The organism is Campylobacter sp. CFSAN093246 (assembly GCF_012889415.1).
In the GTDB taxonomy this organism is placed as follows: Bacteria; Campylobacterota; Campylobacteria; order Campylobacterales; family Campylobacteraceae; genus Campylobacter_D; species Campylobacter_D jejuni.
In genome coordinates, this window is the sequence record NZ_CP040613.1 from 220,318 (window position 1) to 245,835 (window position 25,518).

Consider the following 25,518-nt stretch of genomic DNA (forward strand, 5'->3'; position numbering starts at 1 on the left):
TTAATTATTTACTTGAATTAACATTGCTTGGAAGTTGTGGTGCACTTGGAGCGATAGAATTTGTGTTTGGGGTAGCAGGCACAATAGGAGCACTTGGAATAGTAGTATTGTTGTTTTCTACTTTAATTTTCTCTGCTAGAGAGTCTTTGCTAGCTTTATTGTATAAATAACCAAGACCAATAGTATTTGCAATAAGTAAAATTCCCATAACAAAGGTAAATTTTGCCAAAAATCCAGCTGGTCCTTTGGCGCCAAATAAACTTTCATTGCTTCCACTATAAGCTCCAAGTCCTATACTTGAACTTTTTTGAAGTAAAACTGCTATACAAATAACTACAACGATGATAAATTGTAAAATGATTAAAAGAGTGATCATTGAAAATTCCTAAAAGTTAATTTTTAAATGATTATTTTAGCTAAATAAAACTTGAAAAGTTTTGAAACTTGAAAAGTTTTTGTGAGAAAAATCCCACAAAAATTTATCTGCTATTGAAGCTTCTTAAGATATTAAGTAAAGATACGAAAAGATTAACAAAATCAAGATAAAGTGCTACTGCACCTTCGATTGGAGTTTCATAATTTCCGCGGATAATATTTTGCGTATCATAAAGAATGTAAAATGAAAATAATATTGCAGCTACTGCTGAAATAGCTAGATTAACTATACTGCTTTGGAAGAAAAGGTTTAGTAAAGATGCTGCTACAATAACGATTAATACTATAAATAAAGCTTTACCCATAACAGTAAAATCTTTTTTTGTATTCATAGCAAATACACTAAGTCCTGCAAAAGCAACTGTTGTTAAAGCAAAAGCTTGAGCGATGATAATTCCTCCAGCTGGTAGAGCTAACACTGAAATAAGCAAAGGTGTAAGCGTTAAACCTGAGCAGAAAGTAAAACCAAAAAGCAAAACAAGATTTAATGGAGCCTCTCTTTTTTTCCATTGCAAAGCAAATAAAAGTCCGATTTCAACAGCAAAAAGGATCCAAAAAGTTACTTGTGATTGTATAAAAAATGATGCTAAAGCAAAAATTCCTACATACGCACCTACTGTTGCAGCTAATAATGAAGCAGCAAAAAGTTGATAAGTTTGTTTAATAAAAATACTTAATTCGCTTGAGCGTGTATTTTCAAATTCTTTTGATCTTGAGTAGTCTCTATCATAAAGACTCATAAAATTCTCCTTGCAAAATTGTTAGATTTTTTAAAATCTTGAGCGAAATCTAACATATTAGACTAAATAAAAAGTTAATTTATATAATATCTTTATGATTAAATGAAATCTTTGCTGAAATTTTGTTATAATTTCAAGATTTTAGTTTCAGGTTGGTTTTATGGAAAATCTTATTAGTGGGGCGATTAAGTTTATGCAAGAAGACTTTAAGGAGCATGAAGAACTTTTTGAAAGTCTAAAAAATAAGCAAAATCCCCATACTCTTTTTATAGGTTGTTCTGATTCTAGAGTAATTCCAAATTTGATCACCAATACGGGTCCAGGTGAGCTTTTTGTAATACGAAATATTGCAAATATAGTTCCACCTTATCGTATTGGGGAAGATTACTTAGCGACAACTTCAGCAATAGAGTATGCTTTAAATTCATTGCATATTAAAAATATCGTCGTTTGTGGCCATAGTAATTGTGGAGGTTGCAATGCTCTTTATTATTCTGATGAAGAGTTAAATAAAATTCCTAATGTGAAAAAATGGCTTACTATGTTAGATCCGATAAAAAAAGATGTAATGATTTTTGCAAGAGACGATTTGGCTATGCGTTCATGGCTTACAGAAAAATTAAATTTAGTAAATTCTTTGCAAAATATACTTACTTATCCAGGCGTGCAAGAAGCTTTAGATGAAGGAAAAATAGAAGTACATGCTTGGTATTATATTATAGAGACAGGTGAAATTTATGAGTATGATTTTAAAGCAAAAATTTTTACTTTAATACAGGATAGGAAAGTTTAATGAAAAAAATTATTTTTAGTTTATGTTTTTTTATTTTATACCTTGGAGCACAAGAATTTAAATTTATTGATGCGAATATTAGTAAAGAGGATGAAGGAATTTATGCTTTAGTTGAAAAATATGTTGATCTTAACAATCAAATTAAAGAATTTAAGAAAAACAATGATGAAAATTCAAGCACTTTTAATGGTATTTTAAGTGAATTTGAAAAAGACAAAAAGACTATTTTAGCAAAAATACCCGATATGATAGTAGGACAAAAGATTAATGAAGAGGCAGTGGCTAGATTTTTAAAAGCAAAAGAAAAATTACTAGATGTTCAAAAAAAGAATATTAATAAGCCTTATATTTATACAGATGCCACTCTTAATCTAGTTTATTTTAATATTGTGGAAAGTTTTTATTCTTCTTTGTTTGAAGTGGAAAAACTTTTTAAAAATACAGCAAGCAGTGAAGATTTGATTGCTACTGTTGATAAGGCAATGGAAAATTTACAAAATTCTTCTAATGTTAATTTAGATAGTTTTAAAAGCAAAATTACAAATTCAGAAGAATTAGAAAAAATTACCCTAAAAGAAAGATATATCAGTAATGCTGTAGATTCTTATTCTGAAATTCTTAAGTATTTACGCTCAAATGCAGATTTGCTTGAAAGTAATTATATTTTTTCATTACTCGAGCTTCAAGTTTGGATAGATCGTATAAATGAGGCAATTGGGGTAAGTTTTGTTAATATCGGAAAAATAGTAATTTCTGCTTTGGTTTTAGTATTTTTTATATCTTTAAGACGTTTTTTTGCAAATATAGTATATTTTTTCCTTGTTCAGTTTTTTTATAGAAATAAAAATGATGTAGATGATATTAAAGTCATTTTTATTGAGAATATTAAAAAACCTGTAGGCTTCTTGTTGATTGTCTATGCTATTTCTCTTTGTCTTACTATAGCAACTTATCCTGCACCTTTGAGTGTAAATTTAAGTAATTTTTTTCATATAGTTTATGCAGTTTTAATTGCATGGCTTATTTTAAGAATGCTTGATGGTTATGGCGTGGTATTGGTTTCTAAACTTGCTCAAAAAAGTGGAAAAAAAGAAGTTGTAAATTTAATTATTAAAATTTTATATTTTGTCATTATTATTATAGCTTTATTATATATTCTTGCTCAACTTGGTTTTAATATTTCGGCTATTATTGCATCTTTGGGAATTGGTGGTTTAGCTGTTGCTTTAGCGGCGAAAGATATCATTGCAAATTTCTTTGCTTCTATACTCTTACTTTTTGATAATAGCTTTAATCAAGGAGATTGGGTAGAGGTTTCAGGCATAGAAGGAACCGTGGTTGAAACAGGACTTAGAAAAACTACTATTAGAACTTTTGATAATTGTCTTGTATTTTTACCAAATTCAACTATTATGGGAGCTAATATCAAAAATTGGAGCAAAAGACGCATGGGTCGCCATGTTAGAATGTATTTGGGTGTTGGTTATGATGCTACTCCTGAAAAACTAGAACAATGTGTAAAAGATCTAAGAGAATTTTTGCATACAAGTGATTTAGTAGCTCACGATGAGGATAGCGCATTAAAATATGGCGATCATACAACAAAATATCGTCAAAATCTTGTATCTATTAATGATTTAGAAGGCTATAAAAATGCTTGTTATGTGGCTTTAAGTGAATTTGCAGATAGTAGTATTAATATAGAGCTTTATTTTTATATCAAAGAAATAGGTGGAAAAGATTTTAGAGAAGCTAGACAAAGTTTAATGCTTGAGTTTATGCGTATAATTGAAAAAAATGGTTTAACCTTTGCTTTCCCAAGTCGTAGTATTTATATAGAAAATTTACCACCCCTTGATTTGCAAGCAAAAGCTATAAAATAGCAAGATTTTATCTTGCTATTTTTTAAACCGGCATAACGCGTATATTTGGACTTAATTCTTCTTGTAAAATTGTTTCAATAGCATAAAGTGTTGCACCACTTCCACTAGAACAACCACTACAAGCACCAAGATAACGAATATAAACATCAATTGCTGCACCTTCAGCCTTTTGTATATCAATCACTTCCAAATCTCCACCATCATTATGAAGCATAGGGCGAATTTCAGCATCTAAAACACTTTCAACTGCTTTTAATTGTCCCACTACGGTCATTTCATCAAAAGCCACATCGCTTTTCATTGTATTTTTGAGTTTTTCTCTATCTATTTCAGCTCTAGTTTCAGCTAAAATATCTACAAGGTAATAATCTCTTTTTTCATGTCCGCCTGGTTTGATACAGGATTTACAAAAAGCACCCGCTTTAGTATATTGTGTGATTTCTTCTACGCTATGCAAATCATTAAGTTTAATCACTTCTTTAATAGTTCCAAGACTTACCCTAGCGCACTCGCAAACTATAATTTGATCTTCAAAATCTTCAGGACTTATACCTTTATAATGCGCTGCTGCTTGTTTGATTACATCATAAGCCATAACCGAACAGTGCATTTTTTGAGGTGGAACAGCTGGAGTTTCTGGATTATCACGCATAGCAAATTCCACATCTAAATTTGTGATTTTTACTGCTTCATCTACAGTTTTTCCTATACAAAGATCCACCATAGTATCACTACTTGCTATAGCTGTACCACAACCAAAACTTTTAAATTTTGCATCGATAATTTTATCAGTTTTTTCATCTACAAGCCAAAAAAGTCTTACCGCATCGCCGCAACTTTCTGCACCAAAATCAGCTACGATCAATTTTGCATTGCGTGCTTTAGCATCTTCTTCACTAAATTCTCCCATATGTTGAGGATTATTCATTCTATCTTGAACTTTTTGTGAATACTCATCCCAAATGGATCCACCAATTAAACTATTTTTTCCCATTTTTCATCCTTATTTGTAATTATTTGGATTATAAGCATAAGTACAAGAAATTGCTCTTAATCTCTGTGTTGCATTTTTAATTTGTTTTGCTGCATAATCAATTTCTTCTTCAGTGTTAAAACGTGACAAAGAAAGCCTTAAAGCTGTATGCGCTAAATCATGCTCCGCACCGATAGCTTCCATAATAGGATTGCTTTCTAAAGCTTCACTTGCACAGGCTGAGCCCGTACTTGCAGCTATACCATTTTTATTTAAATCCCAAAGCATTGCTTCGCCTTCAACTCCTTTAATACTTGCTAAGATTGTATTAGGCACACGGTGTTCTCTTTTTCCAACCACTGTTGTATCAGGCAAGGCTAAAATTTGATCTTCTAGTTTATCTCTTAAACGGCGTATATGAGAATCTTCAAAATCAAGCATAGTATTTGCAATACGCAAAGCCTCGCCCATAGCCACTATATAAGGCACATTTAAAGTCCCGCTTCTACGACCACCCATGTGTTCTCCACCGTGTAAAAGTGGAGTAAGCTTAAGTCCTTTTTTTATAAAAAGTCCACCCACACCCTTTGGTCCATGAAATTTATGTGCCGAAAATGAAGCAAAATCAACTCCTACTTGAGTTAAATTAACCTTTATTTTACCTACTGCTTGAGTAGCATCTGTATGAAAAAGAGCACCAAATTCATGCGCAAGCTCTGCCATCGCTTTAATATCAAAAATCATACCTGTTTCATTATTTGCCCACATAACACTTACAAGTGCTGTTTTATCGCTAATCACTTTACGCAAATCTTCTACAGTAGAAACTCCTTCTTCATTTACAGGAAGTTCTATGACTTTTACTCCAAGACTTTTTAAAAAATAAGCAGCAGCAGTAACAGCAGGGTGTTCTACACTAGAAATAATCACTTCATTGCGTTCTTTATCTAAAATATAATCAAAATACACACCCTTAAGCACCCAGTTAATGCTTTCTGTCGCACAGGAGGTTACAATTATGTCATCTAGGTCATTTGCTCCAAGTCCTGCATAAAGTTTATCCAAAGCTTCTCTTAAGGCAGGATGTGTTGCGCTACCATATTGATGAAGGCTATTTGGATTTCCATACATATCCTTTAAAAAAGGTAGCATCAACTCATAAGCATTAGGATCAAGCATTGTCGTTGCGTTGTTATCTAAATATACTTTCACTTTAAAATCCTTAATTTATCCTTAATTTTAATTAGGATATTTTTTATCTTTATTTGAAAACGGATAATAACAAAAATTTATAAAAATTAGGTTAAAAATTATAACAAAAATAAAATGCTAAAGTAAAATTTTAAAGTGAAATATTTTGTGAATTTTATATAGCAAAAATGAGAAATACTATTTCTTAAATTTTTCTTCGTAATACTTTACTATCTTTGAATCTTCTTTGGCTGTATGTTTAAAGATAAAATCTTGAACAACGAGATTTAATTTTTCGGTCATTATATTTACAAATTTAGCTTCACTGATGATAATTTCTTCAATTTCTAAGATAATTTTTCTATGAATTCTTGTATGATGGTTGATATAAGGATATTCTATTTTTCTCATAAAGGCTTCTTCATCTGAAAAATGTCTATTGATCATTATCAACAACTCTCTTAAGACAATTTTTAATTCTTTTGTTCCAACATGACATTGGTTCATTAAAGAGAGTTTTTTAGAAATTTCAAAAAGTTCTTTATGTTGATGATCTAAAAGATCATTATTCATTGAAATAATTTTTTCATTATAAATCATGGTTTTGAGTACTTTTATATTTATATTTTTCGAGAGCCGATTATAATGCTATAATACTTAAAATTTTATTAATTAATTATATAAAAATTATTATTATTAAAGTATTTATAATTTATATATTTTTTAAAAAATTATTTTAAACCATCACAGACATATAAGAGTTTAAAATTTTATTTATATTTGCTTGTTTTTGACGACGATCTAAAAAATTTTCTATAGAGCTAGAACGTAGTTGATTTGCTTCTTCTAATCTTTGCGTATCTTGACTTTGGTTTTGATATTGTTTTTTAAGAGCATCAAAATCATTGCGATTTTGATCGATATAAATTTGAAATATTGAACTTGAATTTGCAAATTCTCTTAAATCCATATCTTTTTGGTAGTTAATATATTGTTGAAAAAATACAGATAGTTTATCTTGAGTACTTGTTTTTTTATCTACGCCATTCACATAAAGATAAAGATCAAAACTCATCTTTTTTTCATTTTCTTTTTTGATGTAATCTTCTATATCTGTTTCGCCCTTGAGAATTTTTTGTAAATTTTGATGAGAGCTTGGTTCTAAAGTGGCAGGTTTCATAAAAAAGTTAAATTCTTTTTCGTTTTGAGTTTTTATATCATGGTAGATAAAATTCATTAAAAGACCAGATTTTGATACTTCTGCATTTTTAGTTAAATAAGGTTTTAAAATTTCATTAGAAGAAGTGTTTTCTATGGCTTTATCAAAGTGAAAATTAGTTATTTTATTATCTAACATTAAAGTATTTAAATTTGTGATATTACTTAATGCCAAATCAATTTCTTCTTGATTGTTGTAAATTCTTGAAATTTGGCCTAAAAATTCTCCATTATCTGTTGAAAAACCTGATGATAGTTTTGAAATAAGATCGCGACTTAAATAAGCATTATCATCTTGTAAAAATTCTGAATTTATAGATTTTAATGAACTATGATAGCTATTTAAAAGATAAGGTAGATCAATTTTATTGTAGTTTAAATTTTCATCTTGTTTTGCGAGTTCTTTCGCTATGCTTCTAACGCTTTTAATGTTGATATCATAAGATTCTGGTATATTTGCAATTTTATTTAAATCTTTATCAAAAAAACCTTCTTCATTGATTCTAAATCCAAATTCACTAGCATAAGTGATATTATTAAAAATATAACTTAATTGTTCTAAGCTATTTTCATTTCCTTTTTGATCTAAGGCTTTGCTATCTTTAATCAAATTTAGAGCAGAGCTATTCTGCAAAGGATTAGATAAGGTTAAATTTTGATATGGATTTGCCGAATTTATAGTCATTTTAAATCTTTCCAAAATATTGCTGATTTTTTTATAAGCAAAATGTGTGCCAAGTTTTTTAAAAATTAAATTCAGTCAAAAATTAGAAAAAATTTGATAGTATTTATCTTTTCTTTTAAAGTTTGAAAAATAAAAATTTATCTAAATAAGGAAAGCGTATGCCAAAGATGAAAAGCGTTAAAAGCGCAGTTAAACGCTTCAAAGTAGGTAAAAATAAAATCAAAAGAGGCTCAGCTTTTAGAAGTCATATTTTGACTAAAAAACCTGCAAAAAGAATGCGTGATCTTCGCACAGCTAAATATGTGCATAGCACAAATGTAAAAGCTGTTGAAAAAATGCTAGGAATTTAAGTTTTTGACTAAAAGTCATTCAAACTCCCCTCTGAGATAAAATTTCAAGGGCAAGCTCCAAATTTGGACGCCACTTTATGAAAGGAAATAAAAATGGCAAGAGTAAAAACAGGTGTTGTTAGACGCCGCAGACATAAAAAAGTTTTAAAATTAGCGCGTGGTTTTTATAGTGGACGACGCAAACATTTTAGAAAAGCAAAAGAACAATTAGAAAGAAGTCTAGTCTATGCTTATCGTGATAGACGCCGTAAAAAAAGAGACTTCCGCCGTCTTTGGATTGTGCGTATCAATGCTGCTTGCAGACTTAATGATTTAAGTTATTCAAGATTTATCAATGGCCTTAAAAAAGCAGGTATTGAACTTGATAGAAAAATTCTAGCAGATTTAGCTATGAATGATGCTGCTGCTTTTGCAAAAATTGCAGAGGCCGCAAAAAAAGCGCTTTAATTTTTTAGTGTAAGAATTTCAAGATTTTTGATTTCTTGAAATTCTTAATTTTTTTAGTATTAATTTAGTTTAGCTAGAACATCTTCATAACATTTGAGTTGATTTAAGATTATTTTATTAATCTCATTTGTCATTTCTAGTTTTTGACCTTTTATATTAAGATAATAGTATTTAAAATCACTGTATTTTTGTATGAAAGTTTTTAAATATCTAGGTTTGAAATCATTAAAATTTTCAACTTCATAAAAAAATATTGCCACTAAACTTTTTGCAATTCCCGCTCCATAAATTTCTCCAAAACTAGAAAAACCAACTATGGGAAAATCATTAAAATGGATTTGATTTAAATGTTCTTTGTTGTGAAGTCTTCTTAAGATACAATCGTTAAAAATTGCTCCTAGTGGTTTTGGTTCATTAAGAGAAAATTTTTCATAATCTTTTTTTATAGCTTCAATAAAATTTGTTTTTTTTAAGCAAGCTTAATTCCTGAGCGCTTTCTATATCACAATAACTAAATAATGTTTTATTTGGGTTGATTTCCATAGGGGAAATAAGATAGTCTTCTCCAATTTTTAAAGCAAAAGTATATTCTTGCATTTTATTTTTAAGTTCTTCAAAAGTACAGTTAAAATAATTACATAAAGCTTCAACCGCGTTGATGGATTGAAAGGTTTTTTTATCAATAAATTCATGTATGGTTTTATCATATAAACTTGCATCAAGTATGGTAAAGGTAATGTTGCTTTGAGGATTAAAATTTTGAGACTTCATTAAATCAAAACGGTATTTAGGTTTAAATTGGACATGTATGCTTAAAGCTTGATTTTTTAATATTTCTCCATTATAAAATATAAATGCTCCGCTAAAGTCCATGTTTCCGCTAGACCCACCCCCTACTAAAGCACAAGGATAGGGGTTGTGTTTGTACAAAAGTTCTAAAAGAGAACTTTCGCTTTGACTTAAACCATCATAAATTAAATAATGCAAAGTATTTATGCAGTGTGCTTCAAAAGGTATATTTATAAATAAAACTTCTTTTTCTATCAGTTTTTTTCTTTCTGTATAATCTTTTATATCACTAAAAAGCTTGATTTTATTTGTGCAAAGATTTTCTATCATATCTTCACTAAAAAGTATCAAGCTTATTCCTTGGATATTTTGTTTATAAGGACTGTTTTCAATGTTTGAGTTAGAATCAAGGTTGCATAATAAATCAGTAGCACTGCTTAAGATGATATCACATTGCTCATTTATAGAATTTTGAATCTTATTTCCTATGATCGCTAGATTAAGTTGATTGACACAAAGCCTGTAATTAATTTTGGCTTGATGTTTATTTTTTTTTAATTTTTCTTCAAGTTCATTTTATTGAAGATATAGAGCTTCTAAAACTTTTTTACTTCTTCTTTTTTTGTTGAGCTTTTATTTTTAAAATTAAAAAAACATCAATTTAACTCCATTAAAACTATTTTTTAATTACTAGTTAACTAAATCAAGACACCATAAATTCGGCATTTATTTGTAATTTTTATTATACCTTAAGTCATAAAAAATGCAATAAGTAAATTAAAATTTAGATATAATTGCAAATTATAATAATATTAATTAAGGATAAATTAAATATGATTGGAGATATGAATGAGCTTTTATTAAAAAGCGTTGAAGTATTGCCACCTTTACCTGATACTGTAAGCAAGTTAAGAAAATATGTGAGCGAGGCTAATTCAAATATAGAAACTATGAAAGTTGCTGAAATCATTTCAAGCGATCCGTTGATGACGGCTAAGCTTTTGCAATTAGCAAATTCTCCTTATTATGGTTTTACAAGAGAAATTACAACCATAAATCAAGTGATTACTTTATTAGGCGTTGGTAATATCATCAATATAGTTATGGCTGACTCCATTAGAGATAATTTTAAAATAGACGTTTCACCTTATGGTTTAAATACTCAAAATTTTTTAAAAACGTGCAATGAAGAGGCAACTTTTATCGCAAATTGGCTTAATGATGAAGATAAAAAACTTTCTCATCTTTTAGTTCCTTGTGCAATGCTTTTAAGGCTTGGTATTGTTATTTTTTCAAATTTTCTTATACAAAATCATAAGGATAAGGATTTTTTAGCTTTTTTAAATAAAAATGAAAATCTTGCTTTAGCGGAGAATGAATTTTTAGGCGTAGATCATATTTCTTTCTTGGGATTTTTGTTACATCGTTGGAATTTTGATGATGTTTTGATTGAAAGTATATGTTTTGTTCGCACTCCTCATGCTGCTCGCGAAAAAGTGAAAAAATCCGCTTATGCTTTAGCAATAACAGATCATCTTTTTGCTCCGCATGATGGTTCTTCTCCATTTAACGCAAAAGCTGCAGTTGCTTTACTTAAAGAGGCAAAAACTCAAGGAATTAATTTTGATTTAAACAATCTTTTATCTAAGCTTCCTAACAAAGCTAAGGAAAATTTAAACAAAGAAGATTAAAGAGCCTTTTTAAGGCTCTAAATTGTAGTGATGAAAAGTTTAATCTTACCTCCTAATGAATTTTTAGATCACTATATTTTAAACGCTGAATTTCATCGTTTTGCTGGAATTTCAAAAAATGCTTATAAATTTTGGAAAAATGCAGAAATAGGTAGATATCAAGGAACAAGAATTATATTTTTGCATAGAAATTGCATTTTAGAAAAACATCAGCAAGCTTTAAGGCAATGTAGTGGTTTAAATGGTTTTGTATTGGCAAGTGCTTTTTGTTCTTTTACTGGATTAGCTCCCTCTCATTTAGTGGAAAAAAATAATTCTTCTATTTATAAACTTTTAGAGCTTAAGGAAATTTGTGGGATTAAATTTGTTAATTTAAAAAAATTTTATGATTTTTTAGGGCTAAATTATCATCAGCATATTTATATAGAAAAATGCCATTTTTTTAGCCCAGCTCCTTTTGAAAAGCGTATTAAAATCACTGAGAGTATGTGCGTTGGGTATTATTAAGATAAGAAAAAATAAATGCACATAGCAAAGCTATAATAGCCAAAAAGAAAACATAAAGTCCCAAAGAAAAACGCCAAAAATTACTTAAATTATTTAAGGCAAAACTATGCAAGAAAAAAGCAAGTTGCGGAGTTAAACCTCCAGCTATAGCATAAGCAATATTATATGAAAAAGAAAGTCCTGAAAATTTAATTTTTGCATCAAATACTTCACTCATTATTAAAGGGCAAAAATTCATCACTCCGCTAAAAAAACATACAAGTAAATATAAGCAAGCTACTAGGTTAAAATCAGCATTTTGTCTATATAAAGTATTAAAATAAAGCAAGCTTGCAATTCCAAAAAAAACACTAAAAAATACACAAGATTTAATAACGCCTATTTTATCCGCTAAAATTCCACTTATAATACACCCTAGGCAAATAAGCAAAATTCCACCTATTTGAAGATAGGTTTGTATAGAAGTATTAATTTGAAGTATTTTTGCCATATAACTAGGCATAAGCAAAATCATTACAACAATACAACCTGTCAAAACCCAAGTAATCATCATAGAAAGAACAATTCCCATTTTAGCTTTTTTAAACACTTCTTTTAAAGGAAATTTTTCTAAAGCCTTGTCTTTTTTCATTTGTTCAAAAACAGGAGTTTCTCTTAAAAATTTTCTCAAATAAGCAGAAATAATCCCAAAAATTCCACCTAAAAAGAATGGAATTCTCCAAGCCCATTCATGAAGTTCTTCTTGGGTATAAATTTTATTCATAATTAAAAAAACCAAACTACCTAATAAAATTCCACCTACAACCGAAGCGGTTAAAATTCCCAAATAAGTTCTTTTTTGACCTTGTGGTGCGTGTTCGTATACAAAAACCCAAGCTCCAGGGAGTTCCCCGCCTATAGCTATACCTTGACAAATGCGTATAAAAACTAAAAGCACAATACAAAGAAAACCTATACTTTCATAATTTGGAATAAAAGCTAGAGTAAAAGTTGGAATAACCATTAACAAAATACTAATCATAAACATTCTTTTGCGTCCAAATTTATCTCCAAAATGTGCCAGTATCACACCCCCTAAAGGACGTGCTAAATATCCAGCTGCAAATATTCCATAAGTATTAAACATTTGCCAAAAACTACTTAAATCTTTTGGAAAAAAGTTTGTTGAAATATAATTTGCAAAAAATACAAAAATAATAAAATCATAAAATTCTAAAGTTCCACCTAATGATGAAAGTCCTAAAACTTTTATATCTTTTTGGTTAAGGGTTTTGCTCATTCTTAATCCATCTCATAAAAATCATCATCATTGTTATCATCATCGTATTCATAATCATCATCATCGTAATTATAATTTTTATGGTGATTTTGTGGATATTCTTCATCTTCGTTTTCATAATCATCGTAATTTAAATCTTCTTCATCTTCATAAGCCATTGTTTTCTCCTTAAATAAAAATACAAAGCTTATTTTATCTTAAATTTGTTTGGTTTTGCTATAATTTTTATAATTTTTTAAAAGGTGAATTTATGAAATTAAGTCATTTAGATGAAAAAAATCATCCTAAAATGGTAGATGTAAGCGATAAAAATATTACTTTAAGAATAGCCACAGCCAGTGGTATAATATATATGAGTCAAGAAGCTTTTGATGTAATTAAAAACAATACCGCAAAAAAAGGTCCTGTTCTTCAAACAGCTATTATTGCGGCTATAATGGGGGCTAAAAAAACAAGTGAAATTATTCCTATGTGCCATCCTTTGATGCTTTCTAAGATTGAAACAGATATTGTGGAATTTGTTAAAGAATGTGCATTTAAGCTTATTGTAACAGTTAAGTGTGAAGGTAAAACAGGAGTTGAAATGGAAGCTTTAAGTGGGGTTAGTATAGGACTTTTAACTATATATGATATGATCAAGGCTATAGATAAATCAATGAGAATTACGGATATAGTGCTTGAAAGCAAAGAAGGAGGTAAAAGTGGTAAATTTGTGCGATCTTAAAAAAGAACCTCAGATCAATTATCCTACTTTTTGGGATTATAAGGTGATTTTTGAGGTGCATATTAAGGCAAGTGAAATTTTTGAAGAAATTTTAGGTCAAAGAGAATATAAATTTGAACATTCGAATTCAAGTGCGAATGGAAAATATCAAAGTTATTTGTTAAATGTTTATGTTGATAGCAAAAAAGATCGTTTGGATATATTTGATAAATTAAAAGCTAAAGCAAAATTTGTACTTTAAGAAAGAAGGAAAAATGAAAAATACTTTAATTATTTTTGAAAATTCTTTATCAAATCTCGGTAAAGATGAAGCAAGTGATTTACTTGAAGACTTGAGTTTTAATCTTGCGTATAAGCAAATTTCACATAATCCTCATGAAACAAAAAAAGTTTTAAATTCTCTTTTGGTTGAATTTTTAACTATTTTGAAAAAACTTGATTTTTTTGATGATGAAAATGTTACAAAGGTTATCAAAGCTTTGGTTAAGGCGAGTATTGTAGATGCTCAAAATTCACTTTATGGGTATATTAGCGAAGCTGAATTATTAAACAAACAGATTGAAAATCAAAAGAATTTGATTAAAAATCAAATCAGCGATAATTTTTTTGAATTCGAGAATATTTTACAAGAATGTTCTTTTTGTGATGAATTTAGTGGCGGTTTAAATGATGCTATTTTATTTGATATAGAAATGCTTGGAATTTTAAAAGAAACCGCTGAAAGTGCTTTTTTAACTACATTAGAAAAGGCTGAAGATATAGAACTTACAAGTAGTGAAATAGCTAAAAATCTCGTATATAATGCCATTTGTGAAGCTCATTTTGAAAAAGAAAGAATTTTAAAAATTTCAAGTATTATTTTAAATACCGCTTTTGAAATAGCTAATGAATCTATGGCTTATGCAAAAGATCTTTGTTTAGGCGTGATTAAAGGCACAAGGGATGGTATTGTTTTGGCAATGGAAAAATTTAAAGCTTCATTAACTTATGCAAATTTTGAAGAAGATGTTAGTTTAAAAAGCAAAGAACTAATAGGTATAGAAGATGATTTTATTGCTCTTTTAAAAAAAGAGATTCAATTACAAAATGATCCTTGTAAGAGTATAGTTGAGAATTTGCTAGAACATGAACTTGATAATCTTTTTGCTAAATTTAGACGTCTTGCAGGTGAAAGCAGAGAGCAACTAATATTAGTTTTAAATGATATTAAGAAAAATCCAAAGATTAATGATTTTAACAAACTTACTCAAAGAAAATTAAATCGTTTTAAACAAGAAATTTTTGAATTAGAAAAAATTGCTAGTGAAAAATACAAAGATTTAAATTCCAAAAAAGCTAAAAAGCTCGGTGTAAGACTTTGGGAAAAAGCAAAAAAATTCGTTAAAAAATAATATCCCATTTTTGGGATATTAAATATCTATTTCTATACCTACAGGTGCGTGATCAGAGCCAAAAATATCATCTCTTATGAAAGCGTTTTTAAGTTTATCTTTTAAACCCTTTGAAATGAAAAAATAATCAATCCTCCAGCCTACATTTCTTTCTCTTGCTTTCATTCTATAGCTCCACCACGAGTATTTTTCTTTGATTTCACCATTAATTTCTCTAAAAGTATCTATAAAACCAAGCTTTAGCAAATCATCAATCCAAGCTCTTTCTATAGGTAAAAAACCTGAAGTGTTGGCATTGGCTTTTGGATGAGTAAGATCGATTTCTTTATGAGCGGTATTGACATCACCGCAAATGATAATTTCAAATCCATCCTTTAAAAGCTTATCCAAATACACTAAAAAATCTGCATAAAATTTCATCTTAAAATTTAAACGCTCTTCATCTTTTTGACCATTTGGAAAATAGATATTAAAAAGTGCAATATTTTTAAAGCGGTGTTCTAAAACCCTACCTTCTTCATCATCAAAAAATTCGCATTTTTTTACTTCGCTATTAAAATTACAAAGACTCATTACCCCAGAATACCCCGCTCTTTTAGCAGAATTAAAATACATGTGTTTAAAAGGATATTCATAAATTTTTTTAGGAAATTTATCTTCATGTGCTTTGATTTCTTGAAAACCTATAAAATCAATTTGTTCTTGTGCTATCCAATCAAGTGCATTTTTATCACAAATAGCTCTTAAGCCATTGACATTCCATGAAAGTAGTTTCATTATTTTCCTTAAAATTTTCATTAAAAGTGTAAATCATAACATAAAAAGATTTAAAACTACAATCCATTTAAAAAAATTCAATAAAATTAAAAGCTTAAATTTGGAGGTGGGATTTATATGCTTAGATTAACTTGGCTTCAGTTTACTTTTTTTAATTCTTTGATGATTGTATTGTTGAATTTTAATTTATTTTATTTTGTGTATGAAAAAAATACACAAAACTGGTTTATAACTTTTGTTTTTATTGTGGCCTATTTTGCCCTTGTTCACGTGATTTGTTCTTTGCTTTTTATAAAGTTTTTTACTAAATTTTTTTCTATATTATTTATAATATCATCTTTTTTAAGTGTTTACTTTATTAGTTTTTATGGGGTGCTTATAGATTCTGATATGATACAAAATGTTGTTCAAACAGATATCAAAGAAGTAAAAGATTTGTTAAATTTAAAATTAATCTTATTTGTTGTTTTGGCTTTATTGTTGGTTTTTTATGTTGTTAAAGTAAAAATTGATTATTATGGTAGTTTTAAATCCCATCTAAAAATTAAAATTATCAATATAATATCAGGTTTGATTGTTGTTTGTGCGATTTTAATCCCTTTAAGTAAAACTTTCTTGCCTTTTTTTAGAAACTATAATGAAATAAGAATGTATAATACCCCTTTTTATCAAATTTATGCCGTATATCGCTATTATGTTCGTTTTGTAAAAGCTAAGCCAGAATTTAAAACTATAGCTAATGATGCTTATAGAGAAAACAATCACACTAAAAAACTTTTAGTTTTGGTAGTGGGTGAAACCGCTAGAGCGGCAAATTACTCTTTGGGTGGATATGCTAAAAATGATACCAATTTTTATACCAAAAAAGATAATGTAGTGTTTTTTGATAATTTTTCATCATGTGGAACAGCAACAGCGGTAAGTTTACCTTGTATGTTTTCTATTTCTAAGCGTGAAAATTATTCAAGTTCAGAATTTCAAGAAAATGCGATGGATGTGCTTTATAAAACAGGTGTAGATACTGCATGGTTTGATAATAATTCTGGTGGTTGTAAAGGGGTTTGTGATAGATTAGCTTATAAGCAAAAGCTTTCTAGTGATTTGGATGAAAATTTACTCGCTCCTTTTAAAGAAAAATTAAATCATTTAAGTGATCAAAATATAATAGTTCTTCATTTGCAAGGTTCTCATGGGCCAACTTATTATAAACGCTATCCAAGTGAATTTAAAAAATTCACTCCAACTTGTGATACTAATGAGCTTTCAAAATGTGATAGCGAGGCTTTAATCAACACTTATGACAATACTTTACTTTATACAGATTATCTTTTAAGTGAGATTATAAAACTATTAAAAGAGCAAAAAAGCTATAAAAGTTCTTTGTTTTATCTTTCAGATCATGGTGAAAGTTTGGGTGAAAATAATATTTATCTTCATGGTATGCCTTATGCTATAGCGCCAAGTTATCAAACCCGTATTCCTGCTATTTTTTGGAGCAATGATGAAAAATTAATGAATTTAGCTAAAGAGCATAAAGGTTTAAAACTTTCTCAAGATAATCTTTTTAGTACTCTTTTAGGATATTTTGATGTAAAAACAAGTGTTTATGAGCCAGAATATGATTTATTAAATCCTAAACTTAAGGCAAATCCATGAAGCCTAAATATCATTTTTTAAATAATGCAAGATATGCTTTAGAAGGGATTTTTGCTTTATTTAAAAATGAAATGGCGTTTAGAATTGAACTTTGTATTATTATCCCTGCGATAGTTTTTAGTTTTTTCTTAAAAGTTAGTTTTTTGGAGCATTTATTATTGGTAAGTGTTTTAATGCTTATCTTAATTGTAGAAGCTTTAAATTCGGCTATTGAAGCTTGTGTTGATTTGATTACAAACGAATGGCATGAAAAAGCAAAAATCGCTAAAGATTGTGCGAGTGCGGCAGTGTTTTTTAGTGTGCTTTTAGCTCTTTTTGTTTGGGGCTTTATTTTATATAATATTTACTTATGAAATTTGAAAATTTAATACGAGAAATTTTAGGAAAAAAGCGTTTTGAATTGTTAAAATTTTTATGTGAAAATGCCGATGAAAATGGTTTTATTATGATTAAAATCAGTGAACTTGAAGAAAAACTACATCAAAGTAAACCTACCATCATCGCTACTTTTAAGTTTTTAGAAGAAAAAAAACTTTTTAAGCGTCTTAAAAATGGATTTTATCAGCTAAATATAGGAGATAAAAATGAAACTTAAAAATCCTTTAGATATGCATTTGCATTTAAGAGATAATCAAATGTTAGAACTTATTGCACCTTTGAGTGCAAGAGATTTTTGTGCAGCTGTGATTATGCCAAATTTAATCCCTCCACTTTGCAATTTAGAAGATCTAAAAGCTTATAAAATGCGTATCATTAAGGCTTGTAAAGATGAAAATTTCACTCCTTTAATGACACTTTTTTTTGAAAATTATGATGAGAAATTTCTTTACAGTGCTAAAGATGAAATTTTTGGCATTAAGCTTTATCCAGCAGGAATTACAACAAATTCAAATGGCGGAGTTTCAAGTTTTGATATAGAGTATTTAAAACCTACTTTAGAGGCTATGAGTGATTTAAATATTCCTTTGCTAGTGCATGGAGAAACCAATGATTTTGTAATGGACAGGGAAAGTAATTTTGCTAAAATTTATGAAAAATTAGCCAAACATTTTCCACGACTTAAGATTGTTATGGAGCATATTACCACTAAAACTTTATGTGAACTTTTAAAAGATTATGAAAATTTATACGCGACAATCACTTTACATCATTTAATCATCACTTTAGATGATGTTATCGGAGGTAAAATGAATCCTCATCTTTTTTGTAAGCCTATAGCCAAGCGTTACGAAGATAAAGAAGCCCTTTGCGAACTTGCTTTTAGTGGTTATGAAAAAGTTATGTTTGGAAGTGATAGTGCGCCTCACCCAAGAGATACTAAAGAGTGTTGTGGTTGTGCCGCAGGTGTATTTAGCGCCCCAGTGATTTTACCTGTGTTGGCTGAATTATTTAAGCAAAATAGTTCTGAAGAAAATTTGCAAAAATTTTTAAGCGATAATGCTTGTAAAATTTATGATTTAAAATTTAAAGAAGATAAAATTTTAACTTTAGAAGAAAAAGAATGGCAAGTGCCAAATGTTTATGAAGATAAATACAATCAAGTCGTGCCTTATATGGCTGGAGAAATTTTAAAATTTCAATTAAAACATTGATTTCCCACCTTAAAGGTGGAAAATTTAAGCTTTATTTACAAGAGCATCTCTGATATCTATAACAAGATAGATTACAAAAAAACTTAAAAATAAAGCAATAAAACTGACTATCAGCGATAATAAACCAGCTAAAAATCCAATGCTAAACATCATAAAAAGAGAATAAAGCAAAGCTACAACAAAACTTATCGCTGCAATTGCATCAAGAATCAAGCGTCCAAATTTGATGATTAAATTTTTAACCATTAAAAACTCCTTTGAAATAATGAGTGAAATTGTAATAAATATCAGCTTAATATTTTTATAAGTTATTTATAATTAAAAGTTTTATTTTAGATTCTATAGTTTCAATAATATCATTTTCAACAAAAGAACTTACAGCTTCTTTAGAAGTTGTGATTTTGTTCATGCTTAAATGCCATAGAGCATTTTCTATAGCCTCTTCTTTTGTTCTTTGGACTTTGCGTGTTTCATCAAAAACAATCTTATGAAAAAATATATTTTTTTCTAGTAAATAATTTTCTAAATCTTTTTTATAAAAACCTTTAAATTCAGTATTAAAATATTTAAAAATCGGATCTAAAAAATCACTTTTTCTATAATCAGCCCAACCAAGATAAATTTTTATTTTGGCTAGATTTAAGAAATTTGTATAATCTTTTTCATTTTGCAAAGCAGGGGACATGCTTAAAAATGCAAGATCAAATTTAGTATTAGGATTGTTTTGCATCCAAGTTTCAAAGCTCAAATTTTCGCATTTTATATTGTTAAGATTTAGTTTTTTAGCATCTTCTTGTAAAATTTCAAGCATAGCATTTGCACTATCTAGGGCTAAAATTTCTTTAGCTTCTTTAGCTAAGTGTAAAGTCCAAACCCCAGTTCCACATCCTATGTCTATAATACTTTTATTTTGAAAAGAAATATTTAAATTTTGTAAATATTCAAAAGTTTGTTTTTGTATAGTGTTTAAAGTGTTTTGATATCTTGCGTAAGTTTTGGCCTTTTTATCCCATAAATTCATATATTTTCCTTGATAAAATATACAAAATCATAGCATAAATTTTTAAAATTCAAGCCCAAAGAAAGGGCTTGAATGATTAATTAAAACCTTTTCTTCTTAACATCTTCTAAGATATTATTAGCTATATCACTTACTGTACTAGAAATAATAGCTGATTCATTAGCAATTTCAACATTATCTTTAGTAGTTTGATCAATTTGAGCTACGCTATCATTGATTTGAGTGATACCTGCAGTTTGTTCTTTAATACTTTCTGCCATATCATTGATAGATTGAACAAGTAAATTAGTATTAGCTTCAATTTCTGATAAAGACTTTTGAGTTCTTTCAGCTAACTTTCTAACTTCATCAGCTACCACTGCAAAGCCTCTACCATGTTCTCCAGCACGAGCTGCTTCAATAGCTGCATTTAAAGCTAAAAGATTGATTTGATCTGCAATATCACCTATAATACCTGTAACATTTTTAATCTCTTCAGATTGAGTGATAACATCACTAGTTTTAACTGAAACATTTTGCATAGAAGAAGTGATCTCTTCTAAAGCTGCTGCAGTTTCTTCTAAAGATTGAGCTTGAGAATTTGAAGAAGTGGTTAAGCTTTGAACAGCAGTTTGTAATTTTCCACTTTCATTAGCTAAGGCATTAGCAAAGTCTGAACTTTGTTTTAGCATTTTAACTATTTCATCACCTAAAGCATTAGTAGTTAATTCTACACTACCGCTAGCATTTTCTAATTTATTTCTAAAGTCTAAGCTTTTGTATTCTTCAAAAATTTTATGAATAGCATTCATATCAGAACCTACTCTAGCTTGTAAAACATCAAGAAGTTTATTTAGAACATTTTTAAGTTCAATAAGTTGTGGGTTTCTTGGATTAGCAGTAATTCTTGCTGTTAAATTACCACCTTCTACAACTGATACGGTTTGAACTGATTCTTTAACGGCTTGATTGTCTTGTTCTAAGCCTCTTTTAGTAGCAAGAATGTTTTCATTGATAGCATTTGAGATTTGTCCAAATTCATCATTGCTTTTTACTTCTATAGTAGAAACATTTTTTGTTTTATAGTTGATAAAATCAAAGAATGAAGTTAAACCTGTTTGGATAGCTGCAAGTGGGGAGAGGTATTTTGATACGATGAAATAAAGGAGGATGACGCTAAGAATGCTTGCAAAAACAACAATCACAGTTTGTATAAATGCAATTTTATAAACTGGAGCTTCTATTTGTTCTATTGGCTCTCCAACGCAAGCAGTATAAATTCCAGAAACCTTTGTGCATACAGCAAATCTTTCATTACCATCTTTTGGTCTAGTATACTCAAAAGGTTCAAGATCCTCTTTAGTTTTAGCAAGATTTGCAATAGTACTAATATCATAACCTTGTTGCAAAAGAGTTTTGTCTGTAGAAACAAATACTTTATTTTCTTCATCAAATACAAAAGTTCTACCTGGTAAATTTTCAAATTCAGCTTGCAAATCTGCCGCAAGAATATCTACAGCCAAAACCCCTATAAATTTACCATCTTTATAAAGCGGAATAGAATATGTAAAGCAAGGTAAATTTGTAGTTACATCAATATAAGATGGGGTAATATAAAGTTTATTTGTTTTAACTGCTTCTATATAATACTCTCTTGTTCTAGCATCATAATTATCAGCTTTTCCATAAGTTCCAAAATCTAAATTTTTAGCATCAGAGTCTGGATCGCTTACAACAAGTTCGCCATTTGGTTGAGCAATATAAACTGCTAAGAATCTTCCAGCATCTCTAAAATTCTTTAAATCTTTTCCAACATAATGCATTAAAGCATCTTGACTATCTAACTGTTCTATAGGATGCTTTAAAATACTTTTAGCTAAACTTTCAAGAGCTAAAGAATTTCTTGCCTTAAAAGACTCTATAGAATTTTTAGCCGTTTTAACATAATTTATTTCAGCATTCACAACTTCATGAAAAATTGCTTGCTTTACAAATATAAATGTTACAACACCTAAAATTATCAAACACACTACTGCGATTAAATTTGCAATCAGTGAAACCTTCAATTTTACACTTTTCATAATTTAAGCGCTCCTTTCTAATATTATTTTATAGAGATATCTACATAAAGTTTTAGAATTATAAATTAAAAAATCTAGATTTTTACTTAAATATAAAAGTAATAAAAAATTTTATTTAAATAAAGCTCGTTAGCATATCAAAAAAAATAAAATTAATATAAAATTATTTTTTATAGATGTTTTAAAACTATTTAACAATATCAAATACATTTTAAGGTGTGATAAAATTCAGGATTATTAAAAGTTGGAGGAAAAGGAACGCTAGCTCTAAATTCTTTATAGGTATTACCCGGGAGTGTGTCTATGATTTCTATAGTATAAGAAACACTTGTATTTTGCATTTTAGCGTTACGGATATTTTTATCATTGAAAATTTCACCTCCTACTTGTTGTTGGTTTAATATGCTAAGTATCAAATAGCATTTTTTGATTTCAAATTTAGTAAGATTTTGAACTTTTCCACTTACTATAACGCTTTCATGTCTTAGATCTCTTGTATAGGTTAGTTTGCTAAGATCGGCTTGAGTGGTGAATTGATTGATTGTCAGAAAAATAGAATATATCAAAAGTGCGGTAAAAATAGTAGCTATGGTATAAGAAATCAAAGCCATTTCTTTTTGTTTGACTTTTAGAAAGATTAAAATACAAATCAAGGCAAAGCAAATAAGTAAAATGATAAAAACTATAATATGAAAAATTGTAAAATGCATTAAAAACACTCCGAAACTAAGCGTACGGTATAGTTATTTTCATAGTTAAAATTTTCAAAAGCAATTCTTTGAAATTGGGTTGCGTTTTTCTTTAGATCTTTAATTTCTCTACTTTTTTGTCTAAAAGGGATAAATTTCTTTTTATATTCTTCTATGATATTATCATTAGGTATTTTATCTGCAAAAATTTTAGCTGTAATTTTACATTCTTTAAAATTATTTTTTGAATTATTTGTAATGTTAAAATCAACAATTAAATCATTTGAGCTTTGTATCATTTTTTGATCTGTAATAGCGATTTTTCGAGTTCTTACTTCATTGTCTATTAGTTTATACCCATAGATATAAACTAAAAAACAAATAATAATATCAAATGCAATAATAAAAAGTGCTGCTATAGGTCTATGGCGTAAAAATACGCAAAGAAGTAAAACACAAGTGAAGAGAAAAAAAACTAATAAAATCAGCATATAATCTACTAAATATAAATGAGTAGTGTAAAAAAGCACAATTTCTCTTAGTTTCTCCACTTGCGTATCCTTTTAGTTTATGTTGGCAGAACTTTGCTTTTTAGCATCTTTGGTATCAACCCAAATGTTTGGCACTGCTCCACCTGGAGTTAAGAAAATTTTAGCATCTTGATTGACTTTTAAGGCTTCATTAAATTCTTTTTGAGTTTCAATTTGTTTTAAATTTAGCAAAGGGGTGTTTAAGCTGTTTGCGATTTCTTTATTAGAATAAGCTTGTGCATCTGCTTCTATCTTAACAGCCATAGCTTTACCTTTGGCGCTGATTATGGTTGCATTTGCTTCCCCTTCAGCTAAAGCAGCTTTTTTTAAGGCTTCTTGATTAGCTCTTTCTACTTCATATTTAGTTCTTTCAGCCTCTTGTTTTGCAATTTGCACGCGTTCGATTTGTTCTTTTACTTTTGAAGGTAAAATAATTTCTCTAAGTTGTACAGCGCGAAGTTCTACAGGTTCGTTTGGTTGGGCTTCTATGGTTTTTCTTATACCTTCTTCTATTTGAGCGGCTATTGTATTACGATTAGTAGGAAGTTCTTCGGCTGTATATTTTCCTACAACACTTCGCACTACATCACGAACAACTGGATCGATAATTTTATTTTCCCAATTTAAGCTCCAAGTAGCTATAGTTTGAGGAACTTGCAGAGGATTTAAGCGGTATTGTACTGTAACATCAATAGATACAGGCAATCCACGAGAGTCAAGTACAGAAATGCTATTTTTATTAATAACACCTGAACCTGAAGATAAATTTTCATTACTTCCCTCTATAGAAGCATAGTTGATTTGTCTTACTCTAGTATCGATTATGGTTATTTTTTGTACAAAAGGTAAGAAAAAGTGAAGTCCTGGTTCTAATGGATTTGGGTCATATTTACCTGTTGTTGATTTAATCCCCATTTCCCCAGAATTTATCACCATAAAAGGTTTTGCAACGATTAAAAATAAGATAATAATAATCACCCCATAAACAAATGGAGAGAATTTTCCAAAACCTTTAAAATTAAATTCTGGTGCTTTGAAATTGAAATTTTGACGGTTGTTGTTTCCGTTATTGTTAGAATTTCTATTTTTTTTATTGAAATAATCATTTAAATCAGCTGGCATTTATTTCCTTTTTTAAATATAAGTTAGCATAGATGCGTATTTTTCATTGCGTCCATAAACTACATCAAAATAAGCATCTTGAAGTTTTTTAGTTACAGATCCTCTTAAACCATTTCCTATTATTCTTGCATCAATGTTGTTAATAGGTGTGATTTCAGCGGCTGTTCCGGTAAAAAATGCTTCATCAGCAGTATAAACTTCATCTCTTGAAATTCTTTGGCGAAGCACGGTGATACCAAGATCGTGAGCGATTTTAAGCACTGTATCTTGAGTAATGCTTTTTAAAGAAAAATCATTTGGAGGTGTGATTAAAACCCCATCTTTTACAATAAAGAAACATTCTCCTGTTCCTTCTGCGATAAAACCTTCTTCATCAAGCATTAAAGCTTCTTCATAGCCTGCTTCAATAGCTTCAAATTTTGCAATTTGAGAGTTAAGGTAATTCGCGCTTGCTTTAGCTTTTCCCATGCATGATTTAACACTATTTCTTGCAAAAGACGAAATTTTTACTTTTATGCCTTTTTCTAAACCTTCTTCTCCAAGGTAAGCACCCCATTCCCAAGCCGCAATTCCAACTCTTACAGGAGCTTTTATATGATAAAGTCCCATAACTCCATCGCCTAAGAAAATCAAAGGGCGGATATAGACATTGCTTTTAAAATTGTTTGCTTTTAAGAGTTCAATTTGTGCATTTTCAAGCTCTTTTTGAGAAAAAGGACAATTTAAAAGAGTAATTTTTGCAGACTCTAAAAGTCTTTTGGTGTGATCTTCAAGTCTGAAAATTGCTAAGCCTTTATCTGTTTTATAGGCTCTAGTTCCTTCAAAAACAGCATTGCCATAATGCAAAGAATGGGTTAAAAAGTGCAAAGTTGCATCTTTAAAATCAACTAATTTTCCATCCATCCAAATTTTATCTGCTGAGATCATTTTTTTACCTTTTATAGTTGTTTATTTCTTAAAAAATATTATTTTAAG

General features: G+C 29.0%; 30 protein-coding genes and 1 pseudogene. 13 read left to right on the forward strand and 18 right to left on the reverse strand.

All coding sequences use genetic code 11. The features are described from left to right. Nucleotides 1–4: 4 nt before the first annotated feature. Complete coding sequence (secG, locus tag FBE87_RS01135) at nt 5–376, reverse strand: preprotein translocase subunit SecG (protein ID WP_002873227.1); 372 nt, start codon at nt 374–376, stop codon at nt 5–7. Nucleotides 377–479: 103 nt separating this feature from the next. Beyond that, the gene (locus tag FBE87_RS01140; protein ID WP_002851668.1) at nt 480–1,175 is read right to left on the reverse strand and encodes a Bax inhibitor-1/YccA family protein; all 696 of its coding nucleotides are present in this window, start codon (nt 1,173–1,175) and stop codon (nt 480–482) included. A 160-nt stretch (nt 1,176–1,335) separates the two neighbouring features. Between FBE87_RS01140 and FBE87_RS01145 the strand changes: the two genes are divergently transcribed. Together FBE87_RS01145 and FBE87_RS01150 are read left to right on the forward strand one after the other, a co-directional pair. Continuing rightward, nucleotides 1,336–1,968, forward strand: a complete 633-nt coding sequence (locus FBE87_RS01145; protein WP_002854509.1) for a carbonic anhydrase — start codon at nt 1,336–1,338, stop codon at nt 1,966–1,968. After that, the gene (locus FBE87_RS01150) at nt 1,968–3,851 is read left to right on the forward strand and encodes a mechanosensitive ion channel family protein (RefSeq protein ID WP_002859402.1); all 1,884 of its coding nucleotides are present in this window, start codon (nt 1,968–1,970) and stop codon (nt 3,849–3,851) included. Before FBE87_RS01145 ends, FBE87_RS01150 begins: the two co-directional genes overlap by 1 nt. 22 nt (nt 3,852–3,873) lie before the next feature. Here the strand turns inward: FBE87_RS01150 and FBE87_RS01155 are convergent, their stop codons facing one another. The 4 genes from FBE87_RS01155 to FBE87_RS01170 form a co-directional block, all read right to left on the reverse strand. Next, nucleotides 3,874–4,845, reverse strand: coding sequence for an iron-sulfur cluster assembly scaffold protein NifU (locus tag FBE87_RS01155; RefSeq protein ID WP_002840050.1), 972 nt, complete (start codon nt 4,843–4,845; stop codon nt 3,874–3,876). A gap of 9 nt (nt 4,846–4,854) precedes the next feature. Next, complete coding sequence (locus FBE87_RS01160) at nt 4,855–6,036, reverse strand: NifS family cysteine desulfurase (protein WP_002869262.1); 1,182 nt, start codon at nt 6,034–6,036, stop codon at nt 4,855–4,857. 177 nt (nt 6,037–6,213) lie between these two features. Next, nucleotides 6,214–6,615, reverse strand: a complete 402-nt coding sequence (locus FBE87_RS01165; protein WP_002854195.1) for a bacteriohemerythrin — start codon at nt 6,613–6,615, stop codon at nt 6,214–6,216. Nucleotides 6,616–6,751: 136 nt separating this feature from the next. Continuing rightward, entirely contained in the window at nt 6,752–7,918 is a 1,167-nt protein-coding gene (locus FBE87_RS01170) for a hypothetical protein (RefSeq protein ID WP_002895208.1), read from the reverse strand. A 158-nt stretch (nt 7,919–8,076) separates the two neighbouring features. Between FBE87_RS01170 and rpmI the strand changes: the two genes are divergently transcribed. Both rpmI and rplT read left to right on the forward strand, forming a co-directional pair. Further along, on the forward strand, nt 8,077–8,268 hold the full coding sequence (gene rpmI / locus FBE87_RS01175) for a 50S ribosomal protein L35 (RefSeq protein WP_002777995.1): 192 nt from the start codon (nt 8,077–8,079) through the stop codon (nt 8,266–8,268). Between the two features lie 93 nt (nt 8,269–8,361). Then, nucleotides 8,362–8,715 carry a 50S ribosomal protein L20 gene (gene rplT / locus FBE87_RS01180; RefSeq protein WP_002851731.1) on the forward strand — a complete coding sequence of 118 codons (354 nt, stop codon included), beginning with the start codon at nt 8,362–8,364 and terminating at the stop codon, nt 8,713–8,715. A gap of 59 nt (nt 8,716–8,774) precedes the next feature. On the opposite strand, the gene FBE87_RS01185 is transcribed toward rplT, so the two are convergent. Both FBE87_RS01185 and FBE87_RS01190 read right to left on the reverse strand, forming a co-directional pair. Continuing rightward, nucleotides 8,775–8,975, reverse strand: coding sequence for a hypothetical protein (locus FBE87_RS01185; protein WP_227944531.1), 201 nt, complete (start codon nt 8,973–8,975; stop codon nt 8,775–8,777). Nucleotides 8,976–9,165: 190 nt separating this feature from the next. Then, complete coding sequence (locus FBE87_RS01190; RefSeq protein WP_237911631.1) at nt 9,166–9,855, reverse strand: FIST N-terminal domain-containing protein; 690 nt, start codon at nt 9,853–9,855, stop codon at nt 9,166–9,168. 482 nt (nt 9,856–10,337) lie between these two features. Between FBE87_RS01190 and cheP the strand changes: the two genes are divergently transcribed. Next, entirely contained in the window at nt 10,338–11,195 is an 858-nt protein-coding gene (gene cheP / locus FBE87_RS01195; RefSeq protein WP_002851703.1) for a cheVAW transcriptional regulator CheP, read from the forward strand. Nucleotides 11,196–11,222: 27 nt separating this feature from the next. Continuing rightward, nucleotides 11,223–11,702 (forward strand): cheVAW transcriptional regulator CheQ, encoded by a 480-nt coding sequence (gene cheQ, locus FBE87_RS01200; protein WP_002851877.1) that lies wholly within the window; start codon nt 11,223–11,225, stop codon nt 11,700–11,702. On the opposite strand, the gene FBE87_RS01205 is transcribed toward cheQ, so the two are convergent. Both FBE87_RS01205 and FBE87_RS01210 read right to left on the reverse strand, forming a co-directional pair. Beyond that, nucleotides 11,671–12,981: an MFS transporter gene (locus tag FBE87_RS01205; protein ID WP_002851616.1), complete on the reverse strand. Its 1,311-nt coding sequence runs from the start codon at nt 12,979–12,981 to the stop codon at nt 11,671–11,673. The genes cheQ and FBE87_RS01205 overlap by 32 nt on opposite strands. A 2-nt stretch (nt 12,982–12,983) precedes the next feature. Next, nucleotides 12,984–13,139 carry a highly acidic protein gene (locus FBE87_RS01210; protein WP_002851965.1) on the reverse strand — a complete coding sequence of 52 codons (156 nt, stop codon included), beginning with the start codon at nt 13,137–13,139 and terminating at the stop codon, nt 12,984–12,986. 92 nt (nt 13,140–13,231) lie between these two features. Between FBE87_RS01210 and moaC the strand changes: the two genes are divergently transcribed. The 3 genes from moaC to FBE87_RS01225 are packed head-to-tail and all read left to right on the forward strand — an operon-like array spanning nt 13,232 to nt 15,096. Then, on the forward strand, nt 13,232–13,705 hold the full coding sequence (gene moaC / locus FBE87_RS01215; protein ID WP_002860611.1) for a cyclic pyranopterin monophosphate synthase MoaC: 474 nt from the start codon (nt 13,232–13,234) through the stop codon (nt 13,703–13,705). Continuing rightward, on the forward strand, nt 13,683–13,946 hold the full coding sequence (locus FBE87_RS01220) for a DUF493 family protein (RefSeq protein WP_100621523.1): 264 nt from the start codon (nt 13,683–13,685) through the stop codon (nt 13,944–13,946). The genes moaC and FBE87_RS01220 overlap by 23 nt, the downstream gene beginning before the upstream one ends. Next, a complete protein-coding gene (locus FBE87_RS01225) occupies nt 13,936–15,096 on the forward strand; it encodes a hypothetical protein (protein WP_002859413.1) in 1,161 nt (386 codons plus the stop codon). Before FBE87_RS01220 ends, FBE87_RS01225 begins: the two co-directional genes overlap by 11 nt. Before the next feature lie 18 nt (nt 15,097–15,114). On the opposite strand, the gene FBE87_RS01230 is transcribed toward FBE87_RS01225, so the two are convergent. Next, nucleotides 15,115–15,873: an exodeoxyribonuclease III gene (locus FBE87_RS01230; protein ID WP_002867799.1), complete on the reverse strand. Its 759-nt coding sequence runs from the start codon at nt 15,871–15,873 to the stop codon at nt 15,115–15,117. A 117-nt stretch (nt 15,874–15,990) separates the two neighbouring features. On the opposite strand from FBE87_RS01230, the gene eptC reads away from it, so the two are divergent. Genes eptC through pyrC form a run of 4 tightly spaced genes read left to right on the forward strand, consistent with a single transcriptional unit; the run spans nt 15,991 to nt 19,121 of the window. After that, the gene (gene eptC / locus FBE87_RS01235) at nt 15,991–17,529 is read left to right on the forward strand and encodes a lipid A/FlgG phosphoethanolamine transferase EptC (protein WP_168977211.1); all 1,539 of its coding nucleotides are present in this window, start codon (nt 15,991–15,993) and stop codon (nt 17,527–17,529) included. Beyond that, nucleotides 17,526–17,882 carry a diacylglycerol kinase gene (locus FBE87_RS01240; protein ID WP_168977212.1) on the forward strand — a complete coding sequence of 119 codons (357 nt, stop codon included), beginning with the start codon at nt 17,526–17,528 and terminating at the stop codon, nt 17,880–17,882. The genes eptC and FBE87_RS01240 overlap by 4 nt, the downstream gene beginning before the upstream one ends. Continuing rightward, nucleotides 17,879–18,124 (forward strand): replication/maintenance protein RepL, encoded by a 246-nt coding sequence (locus tag FBE87_RS01245; RefSeq protein ID WP_002872982.1) that lies wholly within the window; start codon nt 17,879–17,881, stop codon nt 18,122–18,124. Before FBE87_RS01240 ends, FBE87_RS01245 begins: the two co-directional genes overlap by 4 nt. Further along, complete coding sequence (pyrC, locus tag FBE87_RS01250; RefSeq protein ID WP_002860607.1) at nt 18,114–19,121, forward strand: dihydroorotase; 1,008 nt, start codon at nt 18,114–18,116, stop codon at nt 19,119–19,121. Before FBE87_RS01245 ends, pyrC begins: the two co-directional genes overlap by 11 nt. A gap of 31 nt (nt 19,122–19,152) precedes the next feature. On the opposite strand, the pseudogene FBE87_RS01255 reads toward pyrC, so the two are convergent. The 7 genes and pseudogenes from FBE87_RS01255 to ilvE all read right to left on the reverse strand — a co-directional run bounded on the left by FBE87_RS01255 (nt 19,153) and on the right by ilvE (nt 25,470). After that, nucleotides 19,153–19,367, reverse strand: a pseudogene (locus FBE87_RS01255) (hypothetical protein). Nucleotides 19,368–19,422: 55 nt separating this feature from the next. Continuing rightward, nucleotides 19,423–20,142, reverse strand: coding sequence for a class I SAM-dependent methyltransferase (locus tag FBE87_RS01260; RefSeq protein WP_002924847.1), 720 nt, complete (start codon nt 20,140–20,142; stop codon nt 19,423–19,425). Nucleotides 20,143–20,222: 80 nt separating this feature from the next. Beyond that, nucleotides 20,223–22,202 (reverse strand): methyl-accepting chemotaxis protein, encoded by a 1,980-nt coding sequence (locus FBE87_RS01265; protein ID WP_014517177.1) that lies wholly within the window; start codon nt 22,200–22,202, stop codon nt 20,223–20,225. 200 nt (nt 22,203–22,402) lie between these two features. Next, a complete protein-coding gene (locus tag FBE87_RS01270; RefSeq protein WP_002826340.1) occupies nt 22,403–22,912 on the reverse strand; it encodes a DUF2393 family protein in 510 nt (169 codons plus the stop codon). Further along, nucleotides 22,912–23,442 (reverse strand): DUF2393 domain-containing protein, encoded by a 531-nt coding sequence (locus FBE87_RS01275; protein WP_002874128.1) that lies wholly within the window; start codon nt 23,440–23,442, stop codon nt 22,912–22,914. Before FBE87_RS01275 ends, FBE87_RS01270 begins: the two co-directional genes overlap by 1 nt. A 12-nt stretch (nt 23,443–23,454) precedes the next feature. Continuing rightward, nucleotides 23,455–24,543: a prohibitin family protein gene (locus FBE87_RS01280; RefSeq protein WP_002867733.1), complete on the reverse strand. Its 1,089-nt coding sequence runs from the start codon at nt 24,541–24,543 to the stop codon at nt 23,455–23,457. Between the two features lie 12 nt (nt 24,544–24,555). Then, on the reverse strand, nt 24,556–25,470 hold the full coding sequence (gene ilvE / locus FBE87_RS01285) for a branched-chain-amino-acid transaminase (RefSeq protein WP_002851928.1): 915 nt from the start codon (nt 25,468–25,470) through the stop codon (nt 24,556–24,558). Between the last annotated feature and the right edge of the window lie 48 nt (nt 25,471–25,518).

Coding starts and splice junctions, on each gene's coding strand:
- secG (WP_002873227.1), bottom strand. CDS start 376: ATGATCACTCTTTTAATCATTTTACAATTTATCATCGTTGTAGTTATT.
- FBE87_RS01140 (WP_002851668.1), bottom strand. CDS start 1,175: ATGAGTCTTTATGATAGAGACTACTCAAGATCAAAAGAATTTGAAAAT.
- FBE87_RS01145 (WP_002854509.1), top strand. CDS start 1,336: ATGGAAAATCTTATTAGTGGGGCGATTAAGTTTATGCAAGAAGACTTT.
- FBE87_RS01150 (WP_002859402.1), top strand. CDS start 1,968: ATGAAAAAAATTATTTTTAGTTTATGTTTTTTTATTTTATACCTTGGA.
- FBE87_RS01155 (WP_002840050.1), bottom strand. CDS start 4,845: ATGGGAAAAAATAGTTTAATTGGTGGATCCATTTGGGATGAGTATTCA.
- FBE87_RS01165 (WP_002854195.1), bottom strand. CDS start 6,615: ATGATTTATAATGAAAAAATTATTTCAATGAATAATGATCTTTTAGAT.
- FBE87_RS01170 (WP_002895208.1), bottom strand. CDS start 7,918: ATGACTATAAATTCGGCAAATCCATATCAAAATTTAACCTTATCTAAT.
- rpmI (WP_002777995.1), top strand. CDS start 8,077: ATGCCAAAGATGAAAAGCGTTAAAAGCGCAGTTAAACGCTTCAAAGTA.
- rplT (WP_002851731.1), top strand. CDS start 8,362: ATGGCAAGAGTAAAAACAGGTGTTGTTAGACGCCGCAGACATAAAAAA.
- cheP (WP_002851703.1), top strand. CDS start 10,338: ATGATTGGAGATATGAATGAGCTTTTATTAAAAAGCGTTGAAGTATTG.
- FBE87_RS01205 (WP_002851616.1), bottom strand. CDS start 12,981: ATGAGCAAAACCCTTAACCAAAAAGATATAAAAGTTTTAGGACTTTCA.
- FBE87_RS01210 (WP_002851965.1), bottom strand. CDS start 13,139: ATGGCTTATGAAGATGAAGAAGATTTAAATTACGATGATTATGAAAAC.
- moaC (WP_002860611.1), top strand. CDS start 13,232: ATGAAATTAAGTCATTTAGATGAAAAAAATCATCCTAAAATGGTAGAT.
- FBE87_RS01230 (WP_002867799.1), bottom strand. CDS start 15,873: ATGAAACTACTTTCATGGAATGTCAATGGCTTAAGAGCTATTTGTGAT.
- eptC (WP_168977211.1), top strand. CDS start 15,991: ATGCTTAGATTAACTTGGCTTCAGTTTACTTTTTTTAATTCTTTGATG.
- FBE87_RS01240 (WP_168977212.1), top strand. CDS start 17,526: ATGAAGCCTAAATATCATTTTTTAAATAATGCAAGATATGCTTTAGAA.
- FBE87_RS01245 (WP_002872982.1), top strand. CDS start 17,879: ATGAAATTTGAAAATTTAATACGAGAAATTTTAGGAAAAAAGCGTTTT.
- pyrC (WP_002860607.1), top strand. CDS start 18,114: ATGAAACTTAAAAATCCTTTAGATATGCATTTGCATTTAAGAGATAAT.
- FBE87_RS01260 (WP_002924847.1), bottom strand. CDS start 20,142: ATGAATTTATGGGATAAAAAGGCCAAAACTTACGCAAGATATCAAAAC.
- FBE87_RS01265 (WP_014517177.1), bottom strand. CDS start 22,202: ATGAAAAGTGTAAAATTGAAGGTTTCACTGATTGCAAATTTAATCGCA.
- FBE87_RS01270 (WP_002826340.1), bottom strand. CDS start 22,912: ATGCATTTTACAATTTTTCATATTATAGTTTTTATCATTTTACTTATT.
- FBE87_RS01280 (WP_002867733.1), bottom strand. CDS start 24,543: ATGCCAGCTGATTTAAATGATTATTTCAATAAAAAAAATAGAAATTCT.
- ilvE (WP_002851928.1), bottom strand. CDS start 25,470: ATGATCTCAGCAGATAAAATTTGGATGGATGGAAAATTAGTTGATTTT.